This is a genomic window from Paenibacillus sp. P4_E11 (assembly GCF_056401635.1).
Window position 1 is genome coordinate 1 of record NZ_JBFUIX010000001.1, and the last position, 21,456, is coordinate 21,456.

At 53.1% G+C, this 21,456-nt stretch carries 9 protein-coding genes; 4 read left to right on the forward strand and 5 right to left on the reverse strand.

What is annotated here, in order from left to right; translation table 11 throughout:
• Positions 1–186: 186 nt before the first annotated feature.
• The gene (locus AC1DWB_RS00005; protein ID WP_477538960.1) at positions 187–600 is read right to left on the reverse strand and encodes a hypothetical protein; all 414 of its coding nucleotides are present in this window, start codon (positions 598–600) and stop codon (positions 187–189) included.
• A 539-nt stretch (positions 601–1,139) separates the two neighbouring features.
• On the opposite strand from AC1DWB_RS00005, the gene AC1DWB_RS00010 reads away from it, so the two are divergent.
• Positions 1,140–1,886, forward strand: coding sequence for a hypothetical protein (locus AC1DWB_RS00010; RefSeq protein WP_477538961.1), 747 nt, complete (start codon positions 1,140–1,142; stop codon positions 1,884–1,886).
• A gap of 50 nt (positions 1,887–1,936) precedes the next feature.
• Here the strand turns inward: AC1DWB_RS00010 and AC1DWB_RS00015 are convergent, their stop codons facing one another.
• The gene (locus AC1DWB_RS00015; RefSeq protein ID WP_477538962.1) at positions 1,937–2,632 is read right to left on the reverse strand and encodes a TerC family protein; all 696 of its coding nucleotides are present in this window, start codon (positions 2,630–2,632) and stop codon (positions 1,937–1,939) included.
• A 456-nt stretch (positions 2,633–3,088) separates the two neighbouring features.
• Here AC1DWB_RS00015 and AC1DWB_RS00020 point away from each other — a divergent pair, with 456 nt between their 5' ends.
• On the forward strand, positions 3,089–5,305 hold the full coding sequence (locus AC1DWB_RS00020; protein ID WP_477539149.1) for a helix-turn-helix domain-containing protein: 2,217 nt from the start codon (positions 3,089–3,091) through the stop codon (positions 5,303–5,305).
• Between the two features lie 12 nt (positions 5,306–5,317).
• Here the strand turns inward: AC1DWB_RS00020 and AC1DWB_RS00025 are convergent, their stop codons facing one another.
• From AC1DWB_RS00025 to AC1DWB_RS00035, 3 genes are read right to left on the reverse strand one after another with little or no spacing between them, the layout of a single operon-like run.
• The gene (locus tag AC1DWB_RS00025; RefSeq protein WP_477538963.1) at positions 5,318–8,665 is read right to left on the reverse strand and encodes a phospholipase D-like domain-containing protein; all 3,348 of its coding nucleotides are present in this window, start codon (positions 8,663–8,665) and stop codon (positions 5,318–5,320) included.
• A gap of 4 nt (positions 8,666–8,669) precedes the next feature.
• Complete coding sequence (locus tag AC1DWB_RS00030; RefSeq protein WP_477538964.1) at positions 8,670–12,263, reverse strand: hypothetical protein; 3,594 nt, start codon at positions 12,261–12,263, stop codon at positions 8,670–8,672.
• A 1-nt stretch (position 12,264) separates the two neighbouring features.
• On the reverse strand, positions 12,265–19,212 hold the full coding sequence (locus AC1DWB_RS00035; RefSeq protein ID WP_477538965.1) for a hypothetical protein: 6,948 nt from the start codon (positions 19,210–19,212) through the stop codon (positions 12,265–12,267).
• Positions 19,213–19,627: 415 nt separating this feature from the next.
• Between AC1DWB_RS00035 and AC1DWB_RS00040 the strand changes: the two genes are divergently transcribed.
• The gene (locus AC1DWB_RS00040; protein WP_477538966.1) at positions 19,628–20,554 is read left to right on the forward strand and encodes an ABC transporter permease; all 927 of its coding nucleotides are present in this window, start codon (positions 19,628–19,630) and stop codon (positions 20,552–20,554) included.
• Positions 20,554–21,426, forward strand: a complete 873-nt coding sequence (locus AC1DWB_RS00045) for a carbohydrate ABC transporter permease (protein ID WP_477538967.1) — start codon at positions 20,554–20,556, stop codon at positions 21,424–21,426. Before AC1DWB_RS00040 ends, AC1DWB_RS00045 begins: the two co-directional genes overlap by 1 nt.
• Positions 21,427–21,456: the final 30 nt, after the last annotated feature.

The window sequence follows — 21,456 nt, forward strand, 5'->3', positions numbered from 1 at the left end:
ATTGTGTATGGTCTGGGGTTATATATAAAAAAAGCTCCTATCGGAGCAACTCGGTGAAGCGGGTTCGTCTTTAGCGGTAACTTTTTATGCCGAATCAGGATGCAACCTCTCGAAGTTTATACTTTCTGATTCTGTAAGCAAAGACAAAAAAGAGCGCCATTAACTGGCGCTCTTTTTTGTCTTTGCTTACCCTCTCCCGGTCTTCGCTAACATCTCTTCCGTTGCTACAAAAAATACGCCCATCACAAAAATAAGTACAGCCCCCGCAATGGTACCGATTCCAATCGGAATCATACTACTGTAATTGCTTCCGAAGAAGCCTATTGTGAATAGGACTATTCCTATTGTGAGTAGCGAAATACCAACAACCTTTACTGCATTCAGTAATGACGTTGTGTTTTTCATGTGAACACGCTCCCCTATGCTTTCCTYATACGCTATATTATTCACCATGTTCACAGAACCGTCAATGAATTTTATTAAAATGTACATATTTTCGGCTGGACATACTCTCGAAAGGCTTTCTTCGCCCTCAGAAACCCCAATCCCAACTTTTGTATTAAATGTTGATGAAGCATTGAATCCGGCAATTCTTTCCACTAAACTTAATACATATTGACAAAAAAGGTAGTCTAGGGAAGGTAGGAGTTCGATATGGCAGGAGAGGGAGGATTGGAAATCGGGAAGACGGTAGAGCTATTCCGCCGTTATGCTTATCTGGAGCATTGATGCGTTCGAACTCTAGCGGGGTGGTTTCTGAAGGCTCCCTCTTGGGAATTGAAGTTCCAGCTAGGCTACCAGTTGTTCTCGCATGCGGAACGGGCGGACGAACTGTACGGTCGATTAGAAGAATTACAGCCGTGTGGTGAGGGCAGTAGGGCTGACTTTGAGGCTGTCGATAACCTGTGGACATAAGAGTGTATAGTGAAAAAGAGGACCCCGGCGAGTTTTGGCTTGAACCTCCAAACCGCTTAATCCCTTATACAATCAAGGGAGGTTCAAACAAGATGTTTGAGCATTAGGGGTCCTTTTTCACTTGGAACGGCTGTTTCCACCTCAATCAACAATTAATCGACATCCTCTCTTTCCATTGCTATTGGCCCCTGTAGGCCGGATGCGAAATTATAGGAGGTTCCTCGTTGATCAAAAAAGTGATTCCCATTTTCATATCAACATGCGTGCTTTCAGTGATGACATTCACTGCTCTGGCGTCCGATTCCATCGAAGTTCAATTATTTCCGGTGACTATAATCAAGAATGGCGTCAAGAAGGACATACCGGCCGATTCACCGATCTTGAACTACAACGGCCAAGCTTACGCTCCCATTCGATTGATTGCTGAAGATACACCGGGTGAAGTTAGTTATGACGATAAATCGAAATCGATATATATCGATTCGGCGCCCGAAAGTTGGGGGAAATCCGTTATTCACTCTACCAAGGTGGAACAGGACTATGAAATTTCCATTCATTCGGCGAAAAAGGTGTATAAGCAGGGTGACTTGTTACAGATCTGGGGCGAGTTCAAGTATACGGGAGATACGCCTGTTACGTTAGATACTCCTTATCCGATTAGTTATTCCATAACCAATTCGGCTGGCAGGAAATATAATGAAGTTAGAACTCTGGCGCAAATTCCAACCGTGTTTAATTCTGGCGACACGACCTTATTAGGAAGTCCGCACCATCTGGTTACGATGTATCACATCTACGAAAGCGGAATTACCGATCCTATACAATTTTTTGAGCAAACCCCCCGTCCGCATGTACTAACTAAAGGAAATTATACGATTACATTGAAGGCATATTTTTTTGTAGAAAGCACTAACCCGGAGAAACGAACAAAAATCAACTTCAGCACTGAGATCCCTATTTCAGTTGAATAAACGCTAACAGGCCGTCCCTTTAGAGGACGGCCTGCCAGCTTCTTACTACCTTACCCTTCCAGCTGTGTAGAGGACTGCTTCTTGGAATGCACACTACTACCCAATTTCCCGGCGGCGAGCAATCCGACGATGATCACGATGATGACGGTCCACTTGAGTAAGCTGCTGTCCCCCATCCAGTCATGGATGAACGGCTCATCAACGATCATCTTCCCAGAAGTTAGAGCCAACACACCCGCTCCGATAAAGATCGCTGACGGGAATCGCTCCATGATTCGCAGTACGAACGTGCTGCCCCACACCATGATCGGCACGCTGATGATGAGTCCGGTAATAACGAGCCCATAGCTGCCGTGTGCAGCGCCTGCAACGGCCAATACATTGTCGATCCCCATGACGGCATCAGCAATGACAATCGTCCGTATCGCAGCTCCGAGCGAGGCTCCAGCCTTCACATTACTGTGGTCTTTCTGATCCACGAGCAGTTTGTAGGCGATCCATAGCAGGAACAATCCTCCCACCAGCAGCAAGCCGGGAATTTCCAGCAGCCACACAACGGCGAGTGTAGCCGCCGCCCGAATAACGACGGCTCCCACCGTCCCCCATATAATCGCTTTTTTCTGCTGTTGCTTAGGCAGATTCCTTGCCGCCATCCCAATTACGATCGCGTTGTCTCCAGCAAGCATCAGATCGATTAACACGATCATCGCAAGCGCCGACAACATCTCCATCGTCAACCATTCCATTGTTGCTACTCTCCCTTTGTTATGGATTATCGGCCGCTGGCCATTAAGCTCCAGGCAACRCAAAAGCGGCCCTCCCTAACGGTAAAGGCCGCTTTCCATGAACAAGGAAAGAGAGATACTACGCAGACCTTTACCGTTATGGCAAAGGTCTTGCTAACAACGAAACTCGTTGCCAACAAAGCCGGGGATGTCTTCTATCCCGTAATGACGACTTTGCTGTAGCAGCTACTCCCCTTTGATTCGATTGCTCTTATCGTAAAGGATATTGGACCAGGTTGTCAAGCAGACGTGCTGAGCAATTGTACCCATTTACTAATGTTGATCCTGAATCCATATAAGAATAAAATAAGAATATACACCTTGCACAGATAGAGAGAGCGTTAAAAGGGGGGCTAGTTCATCACTACTTGGTTAAAACAAACAACCTATAAACGCAAGCTGTTCCTATTCGTGCTGATGATGAGCATCGTGCCTGTTATCCTGTTAGGTATGTTCTCGTCGGTCTTCGCAGCCAAGATGGTGCAGCGGGAAGTCGACCACAACCACCAGATCATCCTAAGCCAAATCCAGTATCAAATCGATGGGTTCTTACAGACGCTCGAGAAAAATTCACTTCAACTAGCAACCAACGCCGTCATTGAAGAAGCTGTGAAGACAAGCCCGCAGCAAAATCTGGGCCTAATATTCGCGGGGATCGATACGATTCTTCGTCAACGGAGCTTATCCGATATTCCGTATGACATTTCCCTTATTTTCAATCAAAATCATAAGGTTTATTCAACACGGTACGGCTATCTCAATGAGTCCGAATTCGCCTACTACGATCTAGTCAAGAAGAGTAACATCAAGTACAACTCGGCGGTCGTCATCCCGCCTAACAGCAATCCGAATCAGAACGAACTGTTGCTGATTCGCCCTGTCCCGGCGTTCTACACCGACAACGCAGACGGGACAATTGTGCTGCATGTTGCCACGGACAAGCTGACCGGCTTGTTCAATAGGGTCCAACTGGGCGGGAACCGACAATTGCTCGTCATCGATGATAAGGGACAAATCGTCATGAGTTCCAATACAGAAGAGCTTGGAGCACGGCTCACGCCATCATCCGAGCTATACCGATTCTGGTCCAAGCCAGATGACAACACCGATCACATCACATTGAATGGCGTCTCTTACAGTCCGTCGGTGCAGAAGTCGTCTTTCAACAACTGGACATATATCGCCATGACGCCTATGAACGACTTAACCCGTCAGGCGCAATCGATTCAAGGGCTGACATGGATTGTCGTGGGCTCCCTGATCATCGTGTGGGTATTATTCTCGTTAATCGGCTCCAATCGACTATACTTTCCGATTCAGCGCATGCTGTACAAATTTTCCGGGGACACCAAATCATCACCCTCGAAGCAGGACGGCCTGCTAGCACTCGATTCGTTCATTCAACAGATGGTGAAGACGAACGAGAAGCTGAAGAGCGAGCTAAGCGAACAACTGCCGTATCTCAAGGAGACAGTATTCCAGCAACTGCTGAGAGGAGAAATGTCCGAGCAGGAAATACGTCGCAAAACCGAGCATTACGGTTTCCCGCTACAGGGCAACTGGTTCTATGTCTCCCTCGTCGATCTGGACCGATACGTCGTCTTCCAGCAACAATATCGCGAGCAGGACCGCTCCCTGATGATGTATGCACTGCGTAAGATGATAGAGGAAATATGCGAGGAGTCGTATTCCTGCATCACGCTCACCCCACTGTCAGGTCAGGTGGCCGTCATTATTGGCGTGGACAAAGCCGGAGAAGCTACCGATAGCGAGATGCTCCGGATAGCCGAACAATTCCGCTTAAAGGTGGAGGAGCTGTTTCACTTATCGGTGACGGTGTCGGTCAGCTCAGCCCACAAGGAATACCACAATATTAGCGAGGCTTACCAGGAAGCAACCGAACTGCTGGGCTATCGTCTCCTACTTGGACATAACGTTGTCATCTCCAAGCAGGCGATCGTGCCATCGGTGCGGCAGTCCGGCCAGTCGCTCGTTACCCGCCAGAAGCAAATCGTCAAGAGTTTGGCGACCGGCGATCTGGAGGAAGCTAAGGAGCATCTGGCACAAACGATTCAGTTCGTGCCGCAATATGTGCACAACTCTGAGACCGTACTTGGCCTGTTCGCCTACATGTTGGGGGAGATCGATATTTTGCTGCAAGAATGGGGCCAGAATTCCGACTCCTACTACCAGATCGATCTGTACAAAGAACTATATGCCATGACGTCCCTGCAAGAAGTGAAGCACTGGTTCGAAGAGACTGTATTTCCCACTGTAATCCGGGCATTAGAAGAAGCCAACCTGCCGAAGCAGACAAAGATCGTCCAGCAGGCGCGATTGTACATCCAAGACAACATGGAGAAAGACTTATCCCTGCAACAGGTCGCGGAAGCGGTTCGCGTGTCCCCTTCTCAGCTAAGCCGTTTTTTCAAGGATGAGACCTCCTGGGCATTCGGCGACTATCTCATTCACGTCCGCATGGAACAAGCGAAAGTATGGCTGAACCAAACCGACATGCCAATCAAGGAAATCGCCGAGCGCCTCCGCTATACATCAGTGACGAATTTCAATCGGATCTTCAAGCAAGTGACCGATATGCCACCAGGCCAATATCGCAAAAATATTCGCGGATGAACCTTCGACCGCTCAATCACCGAGCTCCTGCAAGAGGCTTGCGAACGTTGTCATGTATAAATCACTAGTAGAGCCGTCAGGATCAGCGACGTTATCCTGTGCGGCTATTATCGTGGTATCGGAAGGTCCCGGCCAATAAGGCAGGATACGGCCTTGACCGCCTTGGGCCAGGAGGTCCTGCACCAATGCAAAGGAGGATTCGGGCCGTGCTAGACGGACCCAGTCACCCAGAAGGGGTTGACCAGGCGCTGGTTCTGAGATCCGCAACTTCTGCGCCATAAGTGCCCGCCGATACGCTTGCACTTTCTTTGAATAGCCGAATTCGAGCTCCCGGTCGAACGAAGCGACAGATACGCTGCCGTCGAAGGTCATGCCCCTGCGTCGGATATGTGCAGTACCTACGAGTGACCACACATCGTCCACGATGATGGAGGTTGTACGGATAGACGCTTGGCGTCCAGGGAATCCGACCGGATGGAAGACTACGACGCGATCAGGAGCCAGCGATCGTAAGACTCCAACCGCTTCATTGCGCGCTTTATAATGTTGACGCGACCAACCTTTCCATTGATCAGCATAGTCGCTCAGGCGAGGCAAGCATAGGATCACCTTTAGATTAGGGTGTTCAAGAAGCGACTGCCGCAAGGCTTCGACCAAATCAACCTCGGAGGCTGTAGAGGCCCCATCAGGCCGGGCTGTACGTGCGAACTGGGGCGACTCGATGTAGATCAGCTCGCGTGCGTCATGGAAAGCGCGAAGCAGCGACCATTGTACATCCCGTAAGCCGTGCTTCGATATGAAGAACTCCCGCCGGATCTCCTGCTGTACGCGAGGCTCATTGTCGATCTCAATCTCTGGAGCATCCAGGCCGAGTCGATCTGCTGCCTTCTGCAGCATACCCTGTACCGATGTGCCAGCCGCAGGAGGCATCAGATCGCTGAGAAGCGATGTCTCCGCTGCGACCGCCACCGTTCGGAGGAGGGCCCCTGTACCCGTGTTGTTGTTGTTTGCCGAATTGTCCGGAATGTTGAAGTTATCGCCTAACAAAGCAATCACCCATCCTGGATTGAGACCGGCAGTCGATGGCCACGGAATCATCGGCTGAACCCGTCGAAGCGCGATGACTGCAGCATCGTAGGCAAGCGCCCCCGTGACGCGCACCCCAGGAGCGTGAACGTCGGGACCGGCCGGGTAACCAGGATTCCCTTGATCTTGCTTAGCAGACAGAGACTCGCCTGCCCACCGAGCGCCGCTCAGCACAGCCTCCCACAGCAAACTACCTTGCGGTGCCGCCCCGACTCCGGTTGTGCCTGTGACGATGATGGTCTCGAAGCGGGCCATCGTCGGTAATCGTGGAGACTGTCTGGGAGAAGGCTCTGAAGCAAGGTTGATAACTATATCCAGGAAGTTAGTAGGCTCCGGACCTGGAGGAAGGGGCGCAGGCAATGGGACACTGAACAGCGGAGAAGGTCCCAATCCTTGCATCCTCGGCAATAACACCCCCATCATGCCCGCCCCTGTGAAGGGTGTGACGGGCAGTGCAATGGGACCTTCAGCAACCTCGACGTTGACTGCCCCGAACAGCCGCCGCGGAGCACCTCTCGGCGTAATGACAATGTCGAGCGTGAGGACGGCTGGAGTCGGATGCGCTTGACCTTCAGCCAGATGAAATGGGTTCGGAAGGAATACGCTGGTCGGTCCCGCTCCTGCAATATTGGCACCGCCGTCACCCCGCACGAATGAAGGTTCAGCCGTGATTGCAGGAATCTCCACGAACTGCTGCGGATAGATTCGAACATGCGCTTCAGGCGGTGCCACTCCTGTAATCGTAACGACCACGTCTCTTGACGTACCGGAGACGAACGCAGCACTCAAGTTGCCCGAAGTCAGGCTTGCGGGGACCGTAGGTGTAGGTACCAGCTTCGGTGAAGGGAACGCTGGCCAATGCGCCGAGGCACCAGGCTTATCTGGAACGATCAGAGCTGGATCAAGCTGCATCGACACGGCAAGGACCATATCCTGGTCGGGGCGTTGCAGCACGCGCATACTCTCTGCTAGAGTATCGGGTCCGTCGACCAAGTAGTTGATGTCGATCTGATCACGAACGATCGGCTGCAGCTCGGGCGGGATGCGCCCGTCATCCATTTGCACCCCGAGAATGTGTTCACTAGTGCGATTCCCCAGCAAGTACCAATCCAGATCGACGACACAGATTCGGTAAAATGACCGCTGAAGTGTCACTCCCGCAGGAAGCTTCGGAAGGGTCAAAGGAGTCCGGCCCATAACGCCGCTCTCGGCCCATCCCCAGCGCAGACGATCGTCGTCTCCCGCTCTTGCCTGAATACGGTCACTCGCAGGAAGTTCGATCAGGCAACTGGCCGGAATATCAGCGATAAAGTTGCCTCCGCTGTCCACATGAGCCATCGTCGCATTCACCACCGCAGGTTGGAAGTTCGCTCCGTGTGGATTGACAAAATGAAGAAGCGTCGTGCTCGACAGTGAAGATATATGCTGGATCCCATTAGCATCATCTATTCGGCCAGGCGCTCCCGCTGGTTGCAGCGCACCGTTCCATTGGATGAGATTGGTGAACACCGAAGCGACATAGATCGGATCGATGATCAATCCGCGATTGTCATGAAAGGAGAACGTTCCTGTGACCGGAAGACCTGCATTGGCTTCAAAAAATTGATCGGTCTCGAAGTGCTCCGTGTTTCGTATTACCATGCAGGCCGGCACAGGTCTTACAGCAGGCTCGCCGAATCGGGCGAGCATCAGGTGCTCAAGCCGATGATATGCCTGCGGATGAAGGCGAAAGACGGCGCATGCCGACATCAGAGGCTGCCCATCAGCCCCTACGAACTGCGCCGGATTTTTGCCTCGCGCCAGTCTCAGCCTGACCTGATCTCCTGCGGAGAACGACTGTTTGGCATTGCCATCAAACCCTCGAACGACGGTGAATTGATGGTCTGAACGTGCTGTGCACGCAACCGTTTCCTGTTTGGACCCGGTATCGTTGGACAGCGTGAGGAGGACCGAACCTCCCCCCGTAGGTGTAGGGAATGCGTCAGCGCTGCCGGCCCGGAGCTTCAGTACGGTCGCATCCTCCGTCACATCCGCATCGAGCCTTCCAGTAGCAGGCGCGAACATGCCTTCGAACATCCCGCGAAACGGAGCACGCAGGACAGCCGAGCCTGCCAGCGTAAGAGAGGCCGAGTCATAATCGCCAATGTTGACGGGGGTCGAGCCCCAATGAGGGCTCAAGGCAATTCCGGCAAGTCCCAATGCGTCTAGTCCGTCATTCTGAAGAATCTGCTGCGCCGCTCCCGGTGTGAGGGTGTACACTTGAATCGGGTTCACAACGTCACCTCACTTCGATTGTTTTTTGATCCGCTCGTCCGTCAGGCGATGCGAGATGTACGATGAATTGCTTGACCGGTATACTGCAGAATGCAGAAAAACCGGCGCCCCTCCGGAGCAGTTGAAGCGAATCACCTCTTGAACCACCAGAACCCGGCCTACCCGTGGGAATATCCGACAAGCGCATGGCGATCCTAATCGGACGAAGTGGGGCAGGTCGAATTGCTGTCAAGGTCAGCATATAGAAGCCTAAACTCTCGTTATTCGCCCCTACGGCACTCGTCCATTCCAACAGAGTACCCGGTGGGATGATTCGCTTCGTCACTCTCAAGTTACTCACATCCGGCACCGGAAGTATCGGACCGGAGGCTATATGGATAAGCCGTTCACTTGTGCGGCCCAAAGGATCCGTCATCTGAATCAGCACATCTATGGCGTCATTCTCGGATAGCCGCCGGATAAGCGCGGAGTACTCGTAGTGGGGCTGTGAAAGGTCCCTTTCTACCCAAACGCCTGAACCTGCTACCGGTTTGCTGGTGGGCAGCACGACTAAACTGCTGCTCAGGTCGATTAGAGGAGTCGCCCCTCTTGCTGTAGCCTGGACCTTAAGAGAGTGATGTCCGAGAGGTGTATGGTGAACCGGCGCGCTGCTGGTCCACTTTAAGATAACGTCGCTGATCGAGCCTCCTCCCGGCCAGCCTACAAGGACAGCGGACAAGTCTGGAGGTGTCGAGGGCGGCACGATGATCCATGCAGCCGCGCTTCCAAGCGACCGGCCTTGCAGGTAACCGCGGAGCGGATCCGCGTCGCACCAAGCCGCTGCACGATACCATACCCGCTTCCAGGATCCATTGGGACTGTCGAAGCCGATAACGGTCTCGATGTTCGAACCATAGCTATCCGTCTGCTGTGTAACCGTCCAGCTCCCTCCGCTTCCTGTAATGGAGGCAATTGCAGGTCCCATCGTATCGAGTTCTCTAGCTGCATCGTCTACCCGTACGCGAAACAGCTCCACCTTTCTCACGCGCGGACCCGGCCGTGCCCCGACCAGAATTCGCACACGGTTTACGGGCGGTTCTACCGTATCGTCGAGATAGGGCTGCACTTCTATTGTAGGCGGTGCCGGCCTCATGATCCGTGGTGCGGCAATCGCGGTCAGCTGCTTGTGCGCATCTGCGCCTGAGGGCCATTCAGACTCCACTTGCCCGGCATTGACGGCGATCACGGCATACACGTGAATGACCGTCGAACCCTTCGGAAGCGTGACGTCGATACTGGTTTCCGTGATCGGCCGATCATTTCGACGGGTGAACTCTCGACGGGAAGGAATGGCATCGAACAGTCGCTGGATAACATCGAGACGTTCACTCAGTGTGGCCGTTGGCCCAGGCTCCCTCCTGCCATTTGCGAGCAACAGCTTGGATTCCGTTGACTCGTAGATGAAGTAACCGACAGCATTGGCTGATGCGGTCCATGACAGACGGGCATGACATTCGCCATTGGCATCTGGCAGACTGGCAAGACTGACAGTCGGCACCTCCACCCTCGGCGGACGCGGGTCCGACACGGCGATGATACTCGCTTCCTTGGACCAGGAACCGTATCGCTTCGGGGGGATACGCTCCTGGCCGATGGCCCACAACGCTAAGCCGATATGGCCGGTGGACCAGAATTCGAGGTCAACATTGGAGATCTCTACCCGATAACGTCGAGTGTCAACGCCCTGCTGGGGACCGAAGCCCACGATCCGCTCGCCGTCATCCGAGAGACCGACGAATGTCGCGCCTATCGCACTTGGCACGTCACCTGTGAATGTGATCTCAAGCGGTCCTTGTGCCCCTCCGATCGTATGTTGCAGTCCGAGTGGAACCGTCAGGTCCGGCGGCAGGTCTCCGCGATGAACGGCCGCATACAGTCGACCGACAAAGATGATCTTCTCCGGCCTGCGGATACGCCAATCCCATAAAAACTCGATGATTAGAGAGGAATCTCTGCATATTGGATCCTCTGCACCAGTTGGACTGGCATGCAGAGCTGCTGTGACGATTCTCACGTCCTCGACTGGAGGTTGGCCGACGGCCGTATCCACCGTTCCCCAACCGCTCCATTGTCCCCAGATGTCCTGCTGACATATCCCATAACGAAGACTCCGGCTGCCTGGTACAGCAGGGATCGTCCATTCTCGATCTACGGCGGCCACTCGCGTCCAATCCGGAGGGAGAGGGTCAGGTACGGCTCTGTTGATCATTAAATATCGATATCCGCCGCTTCTGCGGTCGTTCATCAGGGGAAGAACCGGCTCATCAGGCGACAGGCTCTTACGAACAAATGCAAAGGTGCGAGGCCGAAACAGCTCGATATCGACCGGCCGATCCCAACTAACCTTGACAGAGCTGCGCCAGTCGGTGTCCGCCGTAAGCGGTCGCAAATATCCCATCATGTCTGCCTCAAGATTCGCCGGCATCGGCGTGTCAATGGGATATTCAGGCGAAGGCACAAATGCAGCCATCTCGTAGGGAGCCACTCCGGTACCATCCAGTCCTCTTTCCCAGCGTGCCGTAATCATGTAATCGTAGCTCTGACTGTTTCCCGGATCCGGTCGGTCGCGATTGTGTCCGTCCAGTTCTACCTGATACGCGGTGCCAAATCCGAGCGCGAGCGCGAGACAGGGATCGGTCCCTCCAGCCATCAGCATCGCCGGTAACGGCGCGACTTGCGTTGACCTACCGGCGCCGCTCATCTGCTTACCAGAAGTGTTAATCGGCGGCGGCAGCCATACAGGTATCCGGATTTCGTTCTGCTGATCTGGGGGGTGTTGAAGCACGAGCTTGAGATTATCGAGAACATCCGTCTTAACCTCCGCCGTCACGAGCGCGGCAAAGTCTGGCGGAATCCAGGCAGGCACGGGTTCGCCTGTCGGCAGATTCGGTGCCCATCCCACCTGCGGAGCACCCCGCTCTAGGCGCTGTACAGCGGCATCCTGCGGGGATAGAAGCGCTCCGACCATACCTTGGTCAATGGAATGATTGTCGATGCCGTTCCACTCCTGTCTAGGAACGGGCAATCCCACGATCTCATATGGCTTCCATCGGGCTTCTTCTGTATTCCATTTCTCGAGGGCAATCCCCCGCACACCAGTTATTTGCAGCCCGTCTGATACAATAAGTCCGTCTATATATGAGGCCTTCAGAGTTACAGTTGAGGTTCCACCAGCTACCTCATTTATGACCACTGCACTCGATATGTCAGGTGCGCCGGTGTATGCATAGATCGTTCCGCCTGATATAGGAGCCGTGATACCGACAGATACTTCCGCCATCGGTCCTTCCTTCCAAGTCACCATTGTTTTGTTAAACAGCCATATTGGTCTTTCCATCTTGTAGTTGAGCGCTGTGGACAAACTCGGTAACCCCTTGTACCTCCTCCATACGATGAAGGGCTCTGTCGGCATACCGAGTTTACTGCTGATCATCCATCGGAGCTGATGTGTATACCGCGATTTGCCCCTATAACGTAAAGTGTGCTTGCGGGCGATGACAGCCCAGTCCAAAAGCGCGCCTTCGGCCATGAATAATGCTGGATTAATAATGTAGGGCATGTCAGTCCACCTCCTCCCATGGAGCACTGATTAGGATAAGCTCCGCTATCGTTGCATACTGATCCGTTGCACCGGCCCCATCGAGATAGGGCTCAGGCTGCGCGATTCGCCGGAGTGCAAGCTTTAATCGTTTTCCACGAGAATTTGCCTTCAGTATGACAAGTGCCCGTTGGCCTCCCGGGGCGGCGATGATTTGTTGGACGATCGGCTCGCCGCCTGACTGCTCATCTGGTGCAAGCCACGTAACCAGCTTCATCTCGTAACGCTTAGCTCCCTCTGGCGATGCATCTATCCGTTCATAGGGGAGCATGCGCCTCCGCCATAGCGGTTCGGACGCATCGATCATGATCGCGACAGGCTGCGGCGTCTCCAATGTTTCCCAGAAAACCACGAGTTGGGGATGATCCGGTAATTCCAGCGGCTCAAGACCTGCCTCAATGATCTTGGTATCGAACTCGTTCCCTTCGGGTTGACGGGCAGCGAAGAACGTTCCTATCGCTTGGAGAGCACCTACGTTGGCTGAGCGATGTTTTACCCGAGCCGCGATGAACGATTGCGCAAATGCGTCAAGCGTGCGGAACCCGCCGGTACTAAAGGAACGCCGCCAGATCGACTGTCCTATAGCCCCTTCAGGCGCATCCTGATCTGTCATCTCTACATCCATGATGTAGTCTGTATATAACTCCATTGGAATTGGGATATGGACCATGGAATGTCGATCTCGTGTGTGGTTGACCGGAACACAAGAGTGTTCGAGCAATTTCTCCAGCGCTTCCTCGAACGGATCGAGGATGCTCTTTGCCACCGGTATGACATTGTCCTTGGTTAATACAAGCGGGTGCGGCAAAGTCAGCTTGGATGGAATCGGCCTAAATGACGATGCCCTCAACCTAACCTGCAATCGTTTCCCATAGGTCTCGAAGAGATGGACAACTTGCGGTGTTGCGAACACCAGTCGAAGCTCGCTCTCACTGAAGAAGTGTGTCTCGCCTTCGTCCGGCATGCTGGCCAACATCCAGGGGTCAAGGCGCGAAGGCGGCTCGGCATCCGTGCGGAACCAGAACTTCTGCGTCTGGTCTATCAGCGATACATGATCCACCGGCGAACTGCCCTCTGGCCGTCTTTCCCGCTCTCCATCCCAAGTAATAGTTACACAATATGTCGTATCTTTCTCGAGCAGCGCCAAATTGACCGCATCAGAACTCAAGACTGAACCAACGATTCCTTGCTTCTTCCCTTGTTCCTTGTGGTCGAAGTCACTGCGCAAGTATTCAGCATGACTTTGTGATTCTATCGCTGCCACATAGAAGGGCCGAGCCGTTATCTCTTGCAGATCATTCCTATCCAGGTCACTAAGACCGATCTGAATACGGTCGCCGTCTGCTTGGCCTTTAACTGTCACAAGCACGCCAACGTAGCCCCACTTCTTGAGGAATTTCTCGTGCTGGTTAATTCGATAGAGGTCCGAGTACCACGGCCCCTTCGCATCGGTCCATTTTGCCGGCAATGGGTTGCCCGTTGTTATCAGATCAGCATCGGTAACGACACTTGAGCTTACTATATCCTCATCTCCGTTGGTAACGATTACATGCAGCATATGCTTCACGAGTACGATACGAGGAACGAACAGGTAGAAAGTGGTGTACATGGCTACACCCGTATGAAACATGACGGCATCGACTAGCGGCCCAGGTGTATATCTTCCTGATTTCAATTCCGTTTGAATGTAATGATCGCGCACTGTATCAGGTGCTGTCGCAAATCTCCAGTAGTCTTCCAACACCGGCGCTGCCAGCACCCGACTTTGACAGCTGCGCGTCCTTGTACGGGAAGGCTCACTTGTTCCGGCCGGCACATGCATAGCCATGAGCTCGGCACGAGTAACTGGAGTTCCCTTCTTAATCAGTCGCAGCACTTCCGAAGTCCCAAGCCATTGCGGCTGCCCCTGCTCCACCTTCTTGATTCCCCGCGCCACGCCGATCACATCGATCGGTAATCGTCCCTCTGATGATTCCCTCCTCATCACAGATCGGCCGGTTGGCGGGCAATTCACCGGGGTTCCTTGCACCTCGGCCGGCACGACGCTGCGCAGCTGATCGAGCTTTCGATCTCCGCACCGCCATCGTTCAACGACTTTCATCTCCAAACCTGGCGCAGAGGAGCGGTGCGTTCCCAATGGATCGGGCCACGCCTTGCCGTCCAGCCGCCAACCGTAAGGGGTGGGACCCAGTGCTTCCTGAAGGAAGGTCCACAACACCGATGCAGGGGGAGCAACGGGCAAACAAATCGTGCCCCAGTAACTCTTAACCCATTCCTCCAGATGCTTGCTGTATGTCAATGCCTTAGGAGTCGCATCGGGAATCCAGCTGAGCAGCGCCAGCTGCGCTTCAAATGCATTAGACCCGGATTTCGGCGCCCACCAAGTTGCCGGAGCTGCTCCTGCCGATATACCGCCTGACAATTCCACACTCTTGAGCGTGTATTTGTAGTACATGTCCCCGTTGCCGACCCAACCGTCAAACGGTGAGTTCGATGCGAACGGCGTTCCCTTCAGATCCTCATGCTTGAATTGCACACCATCGTGCAGCGGTGCCGCTGTCATGAGTATGACCGGTATTGCATCGATAGGCACAACCGGCATATCGTTCACGTCAGGCTCCGTTGAAGACGCGTTGCCGTTACCGATACCGCTGTCGATCGGCCGATCCACACCGGTGCCGACTACAAGCGCAGGAGAACGGCTGATGAGCTTCAGCCCCTTCGCGAGCGATGGCGGGTCGGGGATGTGAACCGAATCTTCGCCCAGTTCGAAATGTACAGATCCCGAGATGGTGAAGAACAGAAACTCGACCTCACCTTTAATTTCGCCAGCAATACGGGAGACGTCGTGACCGTCACCATCCTCCCCTATGTCGACTTGGAGGCTCGCCGAGGCGCTTATACTGACAATCCACAAATGGAGCTCTCCACGAACGTAAAGAATGCCAGAGAATCGAAACGGATCAAAGCCAATGATTGCATCAAACCCTGCTGCGAGCTCCGCGTAAAGACCGAGGGGCTTCGAACCCCAGATAAATGCAACGTGAAGCCCGGTAGCGACGGAGAATCCGGTCACAGCGGGAAGCACCGGATGTCCACTGATTCCATTGCCAGAAATCATTAAGTAGCCTGTTCCTTCGAAAACCTCGAGAATATCGACATGTATCATATCATCGAACTTGCCGAGGTAGAGATGCCAGTCGGAAATATCATTAAAATTGAAAAAGGCTTCGACCGGTATCCGGATTTTGATGAGCATCTTAATCTCATACTCGGCACTGATCCCGATCACAAGTGTGCCACGACCCATATCAAGGTCAATAACGGCGAACAGTGACCCTTCCGCAGGTCCGACACGCCCCGGCATCTCCATTAATAGATTGGCTTTCATCATCAGCAACAAACGCGGACCCGGCAGCTCCAACATGAGCATGCCCTTCATATTGAAGATAACGCTGGATCCCATCGTGCCGAGCAGTGCGCCCAAACCGAGGGCCCAACTGCCAGTATGGCCTTTCCAGAAGGCAGGATTGCCTGCATTTCCGCCAGTCGCTTTCAACCAAGCTAGAGCAGGGGCTTCATTAGCCGGTAAACCGCTTTCATCTCTCATATAGTGCATTGCGAATAGGCCGAGGAAACCGTAAATGCCAAGACCTGAAGCTCCGAGCGGAATGGCCACCGGGAATTCCACATCCAACGAGACCAGAACGGCGGTAGGCGGTATTTCTTTGACAGCGATGCTCGCGGCTACGCGCACTTTCACCGGAAGGATCGTAATGTCGATACTGCCCTTGATCTCATCTTCGCTTAGCTCGAGGTAGCCTCGGCCTCGAACGGCTCCCGGAATGTCTACTCCGACACCGAAGGCGGTCAAAGACAGTGTTGGAGGATTAGAGTCAACCTGCGCTCGCACCTTGGCCCGATCGATCGAGATGACACCGAGATCGATCGCGAACCCGAGATCAATCTCGAAGATCAGCGGATTATTCCGAGCGACTCTCGCACCTAGAACTTGTAAGATGTTTCCTAGGGGAGCAGCTACTTCGACTGCTCCCGGCTTAGAAACATCAATGGTGTACCCTTTCGACGAATCAAATATCGGCCGAAACTGAAAGGCGGATTCTCCAGGGGGTGACCCGAAAAGGATACCGATCGCCTTGTAACGAATCGCAAGAGGAGCCTCTCGTTTAATCTTGACGAGTCCGAGCAGGTCCATTGATAAGGCCGTTTCGATATCAAGAAGCAGCGCCGTTGACCAGTCACCGTTGCCGTTCGCGATCACCTTGAATTCGCCGCCGTACCAGATGATGCGCTCCGTACGGAACCACTCGGTAGCAGCGATTCCCGCAATAACTCCAAACCCTGCTGCCGATACGGGCATCTGGACGAGTGCACCTTCGTTCGCCAGAGCTCCTGTCAACTCTGACAATAGCGGCAAGAAGACGAACGACAACCCCAAAAAGTTCAGCCCGTAATGAGAAGGGCCGGGATCAGGCGGATCATCGGGTCGTGTTCCTAGTAACGCCAGTCCATCTCGATCCGCCGGATCAGCTCCGAGATAACCTGTGACAGTGACCGTGTCGGTCGCATCGTCGATCTGAACCACGACGCGTACGTCGATCAATCCGTCTGCCGGGTTTTGGCTGCCAAGGCCTTGCCACTTCGGTATCGACGCAGTTGGACCTGCGCCTGCCTGCATTCGCTTTTCTGCTGCGGTCTGATAGTCAAACTTGCCGAATACCTCGCAAGCGACGAATTGATTACGGACGATGCGGACCTTGGCCCCCAGACGATGGAACCAGGAAGGAGGTTCAGGCGGCATACCGGCCGGTATGGGGTCATTCACCGGAATCGGCGTCGGCCCAGGAGGCGGATCCGCCTGCCTTCTAGTCACGGTTCCTTCTGTAACAGTTCCGACCGTCGTTATGGCATCCCATGATGCTACCGCCTTCCAGAAGTTTCGGCGGGTTTCCAGTTCGGTTCCCTGGGTAGTCCAGTTCGTCATGTTAGCTGCAGGGGCCGGAACAAATTCGTAGCTGCTTCCTAAGCTTTCAATCATGGCACGCAACCCGTCTGCGCGACGCTGCGCAAGCAGCGTGTTGTACGTACGTGTCTGTGTTGAATCCGGACCTTCAAAGCTTGCGTAACCCTCGATCTTGATCTGAGAATGTGGAGGAATGCTTTCAAGTATGCCTCGCAATGCACTGAGAGAGTCGGTGCCTGCGGTCCACGGTGTCGTAAGGCCTTGGTCCGGCGCTGGCGCCGTACGAGAATTGGCTTTGTTACTAGCATACTCAGGTCCCTCTGTCGACAAAGGATGATCATAGCGATAGAATGCTGTGAACTTATCCACGCCGGCTGAGCCGGGAAGCTCCGCCTTGACACTTACGTTGGCTCCTGAAGCAACATCCACTGTTATCGTGGCGCTTGAGCCTGCCGGTAAACCATTAATCGTCCACGTAGGTATTCCAGGCGCATCCAGTCCGATAACTGCCGTTGCAGCTGTTTCGCTGATCAGACGCAGGCGTGGAGAGTTTACGCTCACAGCCCCTTGTTTGACCGACGTCGTCTTCAGTTCGGCCGGCGTATACGGTTTTGGCAGCTGCAACTCTCCGGGAGGAAGCGTTGCCGAGATCGGCATACGGGTGATCGTAATATCCAGGGTAGCGTCCTTCGGTGTCCCGCTGCTGTCCTTCACTTTCAGAACGACATTACGTTGAATGGTGTTTCCCGATAGATCGATATTGTGTTCTCGACCGTTCTGCAATACGCCGTCAATCGTAGCCGATGCTGTAAACGGGGTTCGTCCGCCGTCTACGTCTATAATCATCCGAGTGTGCTCCGGTAGTTGAACCGTTGCGTTCTTATCACTTTTACGTGAAATCCCATAGCACTTACCTGTTACATCGTAGAATCGGGCACCCAGAATCAAATTGCCAGCGCCTTGATTGAGTACCTGCAGTTCGAAGTCACCGGTTACGCCGGCAGACGGACCAAAACCGATAAGCAAATTTTGAGCGCCGCCATCTACTGCCAGGTCCCGGGCTCCATGGGGGGCGACGAACAAACGAATCTCCGGTAAATATAAACCTTTCCAGGATTCATCATATCCGAATTGTGCCAAAATATCAGGAGGTGTAAATCCGTCGGATAAGTCGAGAACAGCGGAACGGAATCCAATTCCGACAATATCCGAATCGCCTATAAACGCATATGGAGGCTGCATCGTGATCAACTCGGCCACGGAGTGATCGCCCGGATCATCAAGACCGGAAGCGCCGGCCGATAGTAATGTGGCGGTAAGCGGGTCGTTTACGCCGGAGCCTTGGGCAAGACGAGCTTTTATCCTCGGCAGTGTGAACTTCACTTCAGAATTTTGCGGATCCGGAACCAGCTGCCCATCTGCTCCGCGCTTAGCACCGCGTAGGAATGGCGGTCGAAGGACAACCGCGGTGAGCATGATATCAAGCGTGAACTCCGTATTCGGAAAGTCCGAAACCGCTCCTGCACCGTACGCGGTTAGAACAGCGGACTCGTCCGAAAATTCCGGTTTCCCAGCTAGACCGGTAACGGCTTGAGCAACCTTTTGAGATGGAATACGAGGGGCCGTTAGCTGAAATTCAATCTTTGAATCTCGAATATCTATCCAGGGATTTCGTCGGCCAGGATCGTTAAGCGGATGACCTTCCACATTTTCTGATTCGATCCCAAAGCGCATGTTGTCCAGATCCAAAAAAGGGCTAATACTCCCTAGAAAGCTAGCCCTTCCTCGAATGACTACACCTTCATTGCTAATTGAGGTCTCGTGTTCTTCAACAGCAAGAGCTGCAAGCGCGGGGTGCCACAGGCCAAATCCAGATCCCCGAAGAACGTACGGAATCATAAGATCGATCAAGGATAAATCGGACATTATATAACCTCCATTGGCACAATATCGATCAACCAGTCTTCCGTCTGTTCGCACATGTCAATTCCTTAATTATCCAATTTGCGACAGTGTCTTTGAATAGGTCGCGATAACTAATTATGATTCGACATTTCCTCGATTCGCCAGGATTCTTCATCCTCTATGGACACACCCCATTTTTCTAATACACACATATCGCCCCAAACCCTTACAGCTCCCGGTATTCCGGGGGCTGTTTATCTTTTCATGCGAATCGTTATCTTCTGCAAACCCGCTTGGGGCAAGTGATAATTGCCCTGCAATGCACAATATGGAACAATTCTTCCTAACAGCATATCGATGTGAAGACAATCTCCAGAATGCCGGTAATCGGTTTCACAAGAGGTTCACAAGATCAGACAGAGATGGGGTTAGACCAATGGAATTGGTTACAAAGAAAAAGAACACGTTCGGACAACGCGTATGGCGAGACCGATACTTGCTGCTAATCGCGCTGCCGGGTATCGCTTACTTCATCCTCTATAAGTACGTTCCGATGTTCGGGCTCGTACTGGCGTTCAACGATTACAACCCTTTTCGCGGCATGTTCAGCAGCCCTTGGGTTGGGTTCAAGAACTTCAAAGAAATATTCGAGAACAAAGAAGTCATTGGCGTCCTGTGGAATACGCTCAGCATCTCCTTGCTGCAGGTTGTATTTGCTTTCCCGGCACCAATCCTGCTCGCCTTGATGCTGAATGAAGTGCGCAGCAACTTCTATAAGAGAATCGTGCAATCGCTCATTTACTTGCCACACTTCCTGTCCTGGGTCGTCGTGGTCGGCATCTGCGTCATCTTCCTCCGTGGAGAAGGTCTGGTCAATCACTTCCTGAAAGACGTGCTCGGCATGCAAGCGATTCCGTGGCTGACCGATCCAGCATTCTTCAAGCCGCTGCTCATCGGGCAAGTGATCTGGAAGGAAATCGGCTGGGGCACGATTATATTCCTGGCAGCTCTGGCAGGGGTCAACCCACAGCTCTATGAAGCCGCCATTGTAGACGGCGCAGGCCGTTGGCGTCAAATCTGGCACATCACCTTGCCCGCGATTCGCAGCACGATTATCATTCTGCTCATACTTCGCTTAGGCAACGTCATGGACGTCGGCTTCGAGCAAATATTCCTGATGCTGAACCCGTTCAATCGCGACGTCGGCGAAGTGCTGGATACGTATGTGTTCCAACGAGGGATCGTACAGTCGGACTATAGCTTCGCTACCGCCGTAGGTTTGTTCAAAGGGTTCGTGGGGTTAATTCTGGTGCTGGCCGCCAACTTTCTAGCTAAACGTTTCGGTGAGGAGGGCATTTACTAATGAACACATCTGCGAAGAAATCATCCTTCTCGCTATTCTCCTTCGTGAACTATAGCTTGCTGTTCGTCATTGCTTGTATCATGGTATTCCCGTTCCTATACGTCATTAGCGTATCGTTCTCGTCGTACACCGACTTCTTGCAGAGCAGCTTCCTGTTCTTTCCCAAGCAATGGGTGATGACGGCATACGAGTATATATTCGGCTCAGCCTCCTTCTTGAAGTCCATCGGGACGACGATGAAGATCACGTTAATCGGTACGTTCGTCAACTTGCTCTTCACGGCTACACTCGCCTATGCGTTATCCAGACCGGTCGTCGGGCAAAAAGCGATGATGCTGCTAGTGTTGTTCACCCTGTTGTTCACCGCAGGTATGATCCCAACCTATCTGGTCGTCAAGGAAACCGGGCTGTTGAATACATTCTGGGCGCTCATTCTGCCTGTAGCGATCAGTCCTTATAATCTGATCGTCATGCGTCAGTTTTTCAAGGGCATTCCACAGGAGTTGAACGAAGCGGCTACGATCGATGGTGCGAACGATATCCAGACGTTCCTGCGTATCATCCTGCCGCTGTCCAAGCCTTCGCTCGCCGCCTTCGGCCTGTTCTATGCGGTAGCGCATTGGAACAACTACTTCACCGGCGTCTTGTACTTGAACAATCCTGCGGATTGGCCCGTTCAGGTCGTGCTGCGTCAGATGGTCGTCATCAACGAGCCGAATACGGCTCTGGGGCAGCTGTCCGAACACGCACCTCCTGCAGAAACCGTGCAGATGGCGGCCATCATGGTTGCTACGTTACCGATCTTGATCGTCTATCCATTTCTGCAAAAGCATTTCGCGAAAGGGGTGATGCTCGGATCGGTGAAAGGGTAAGACGTTCGCCGCACAGGAACACGCTGGCTT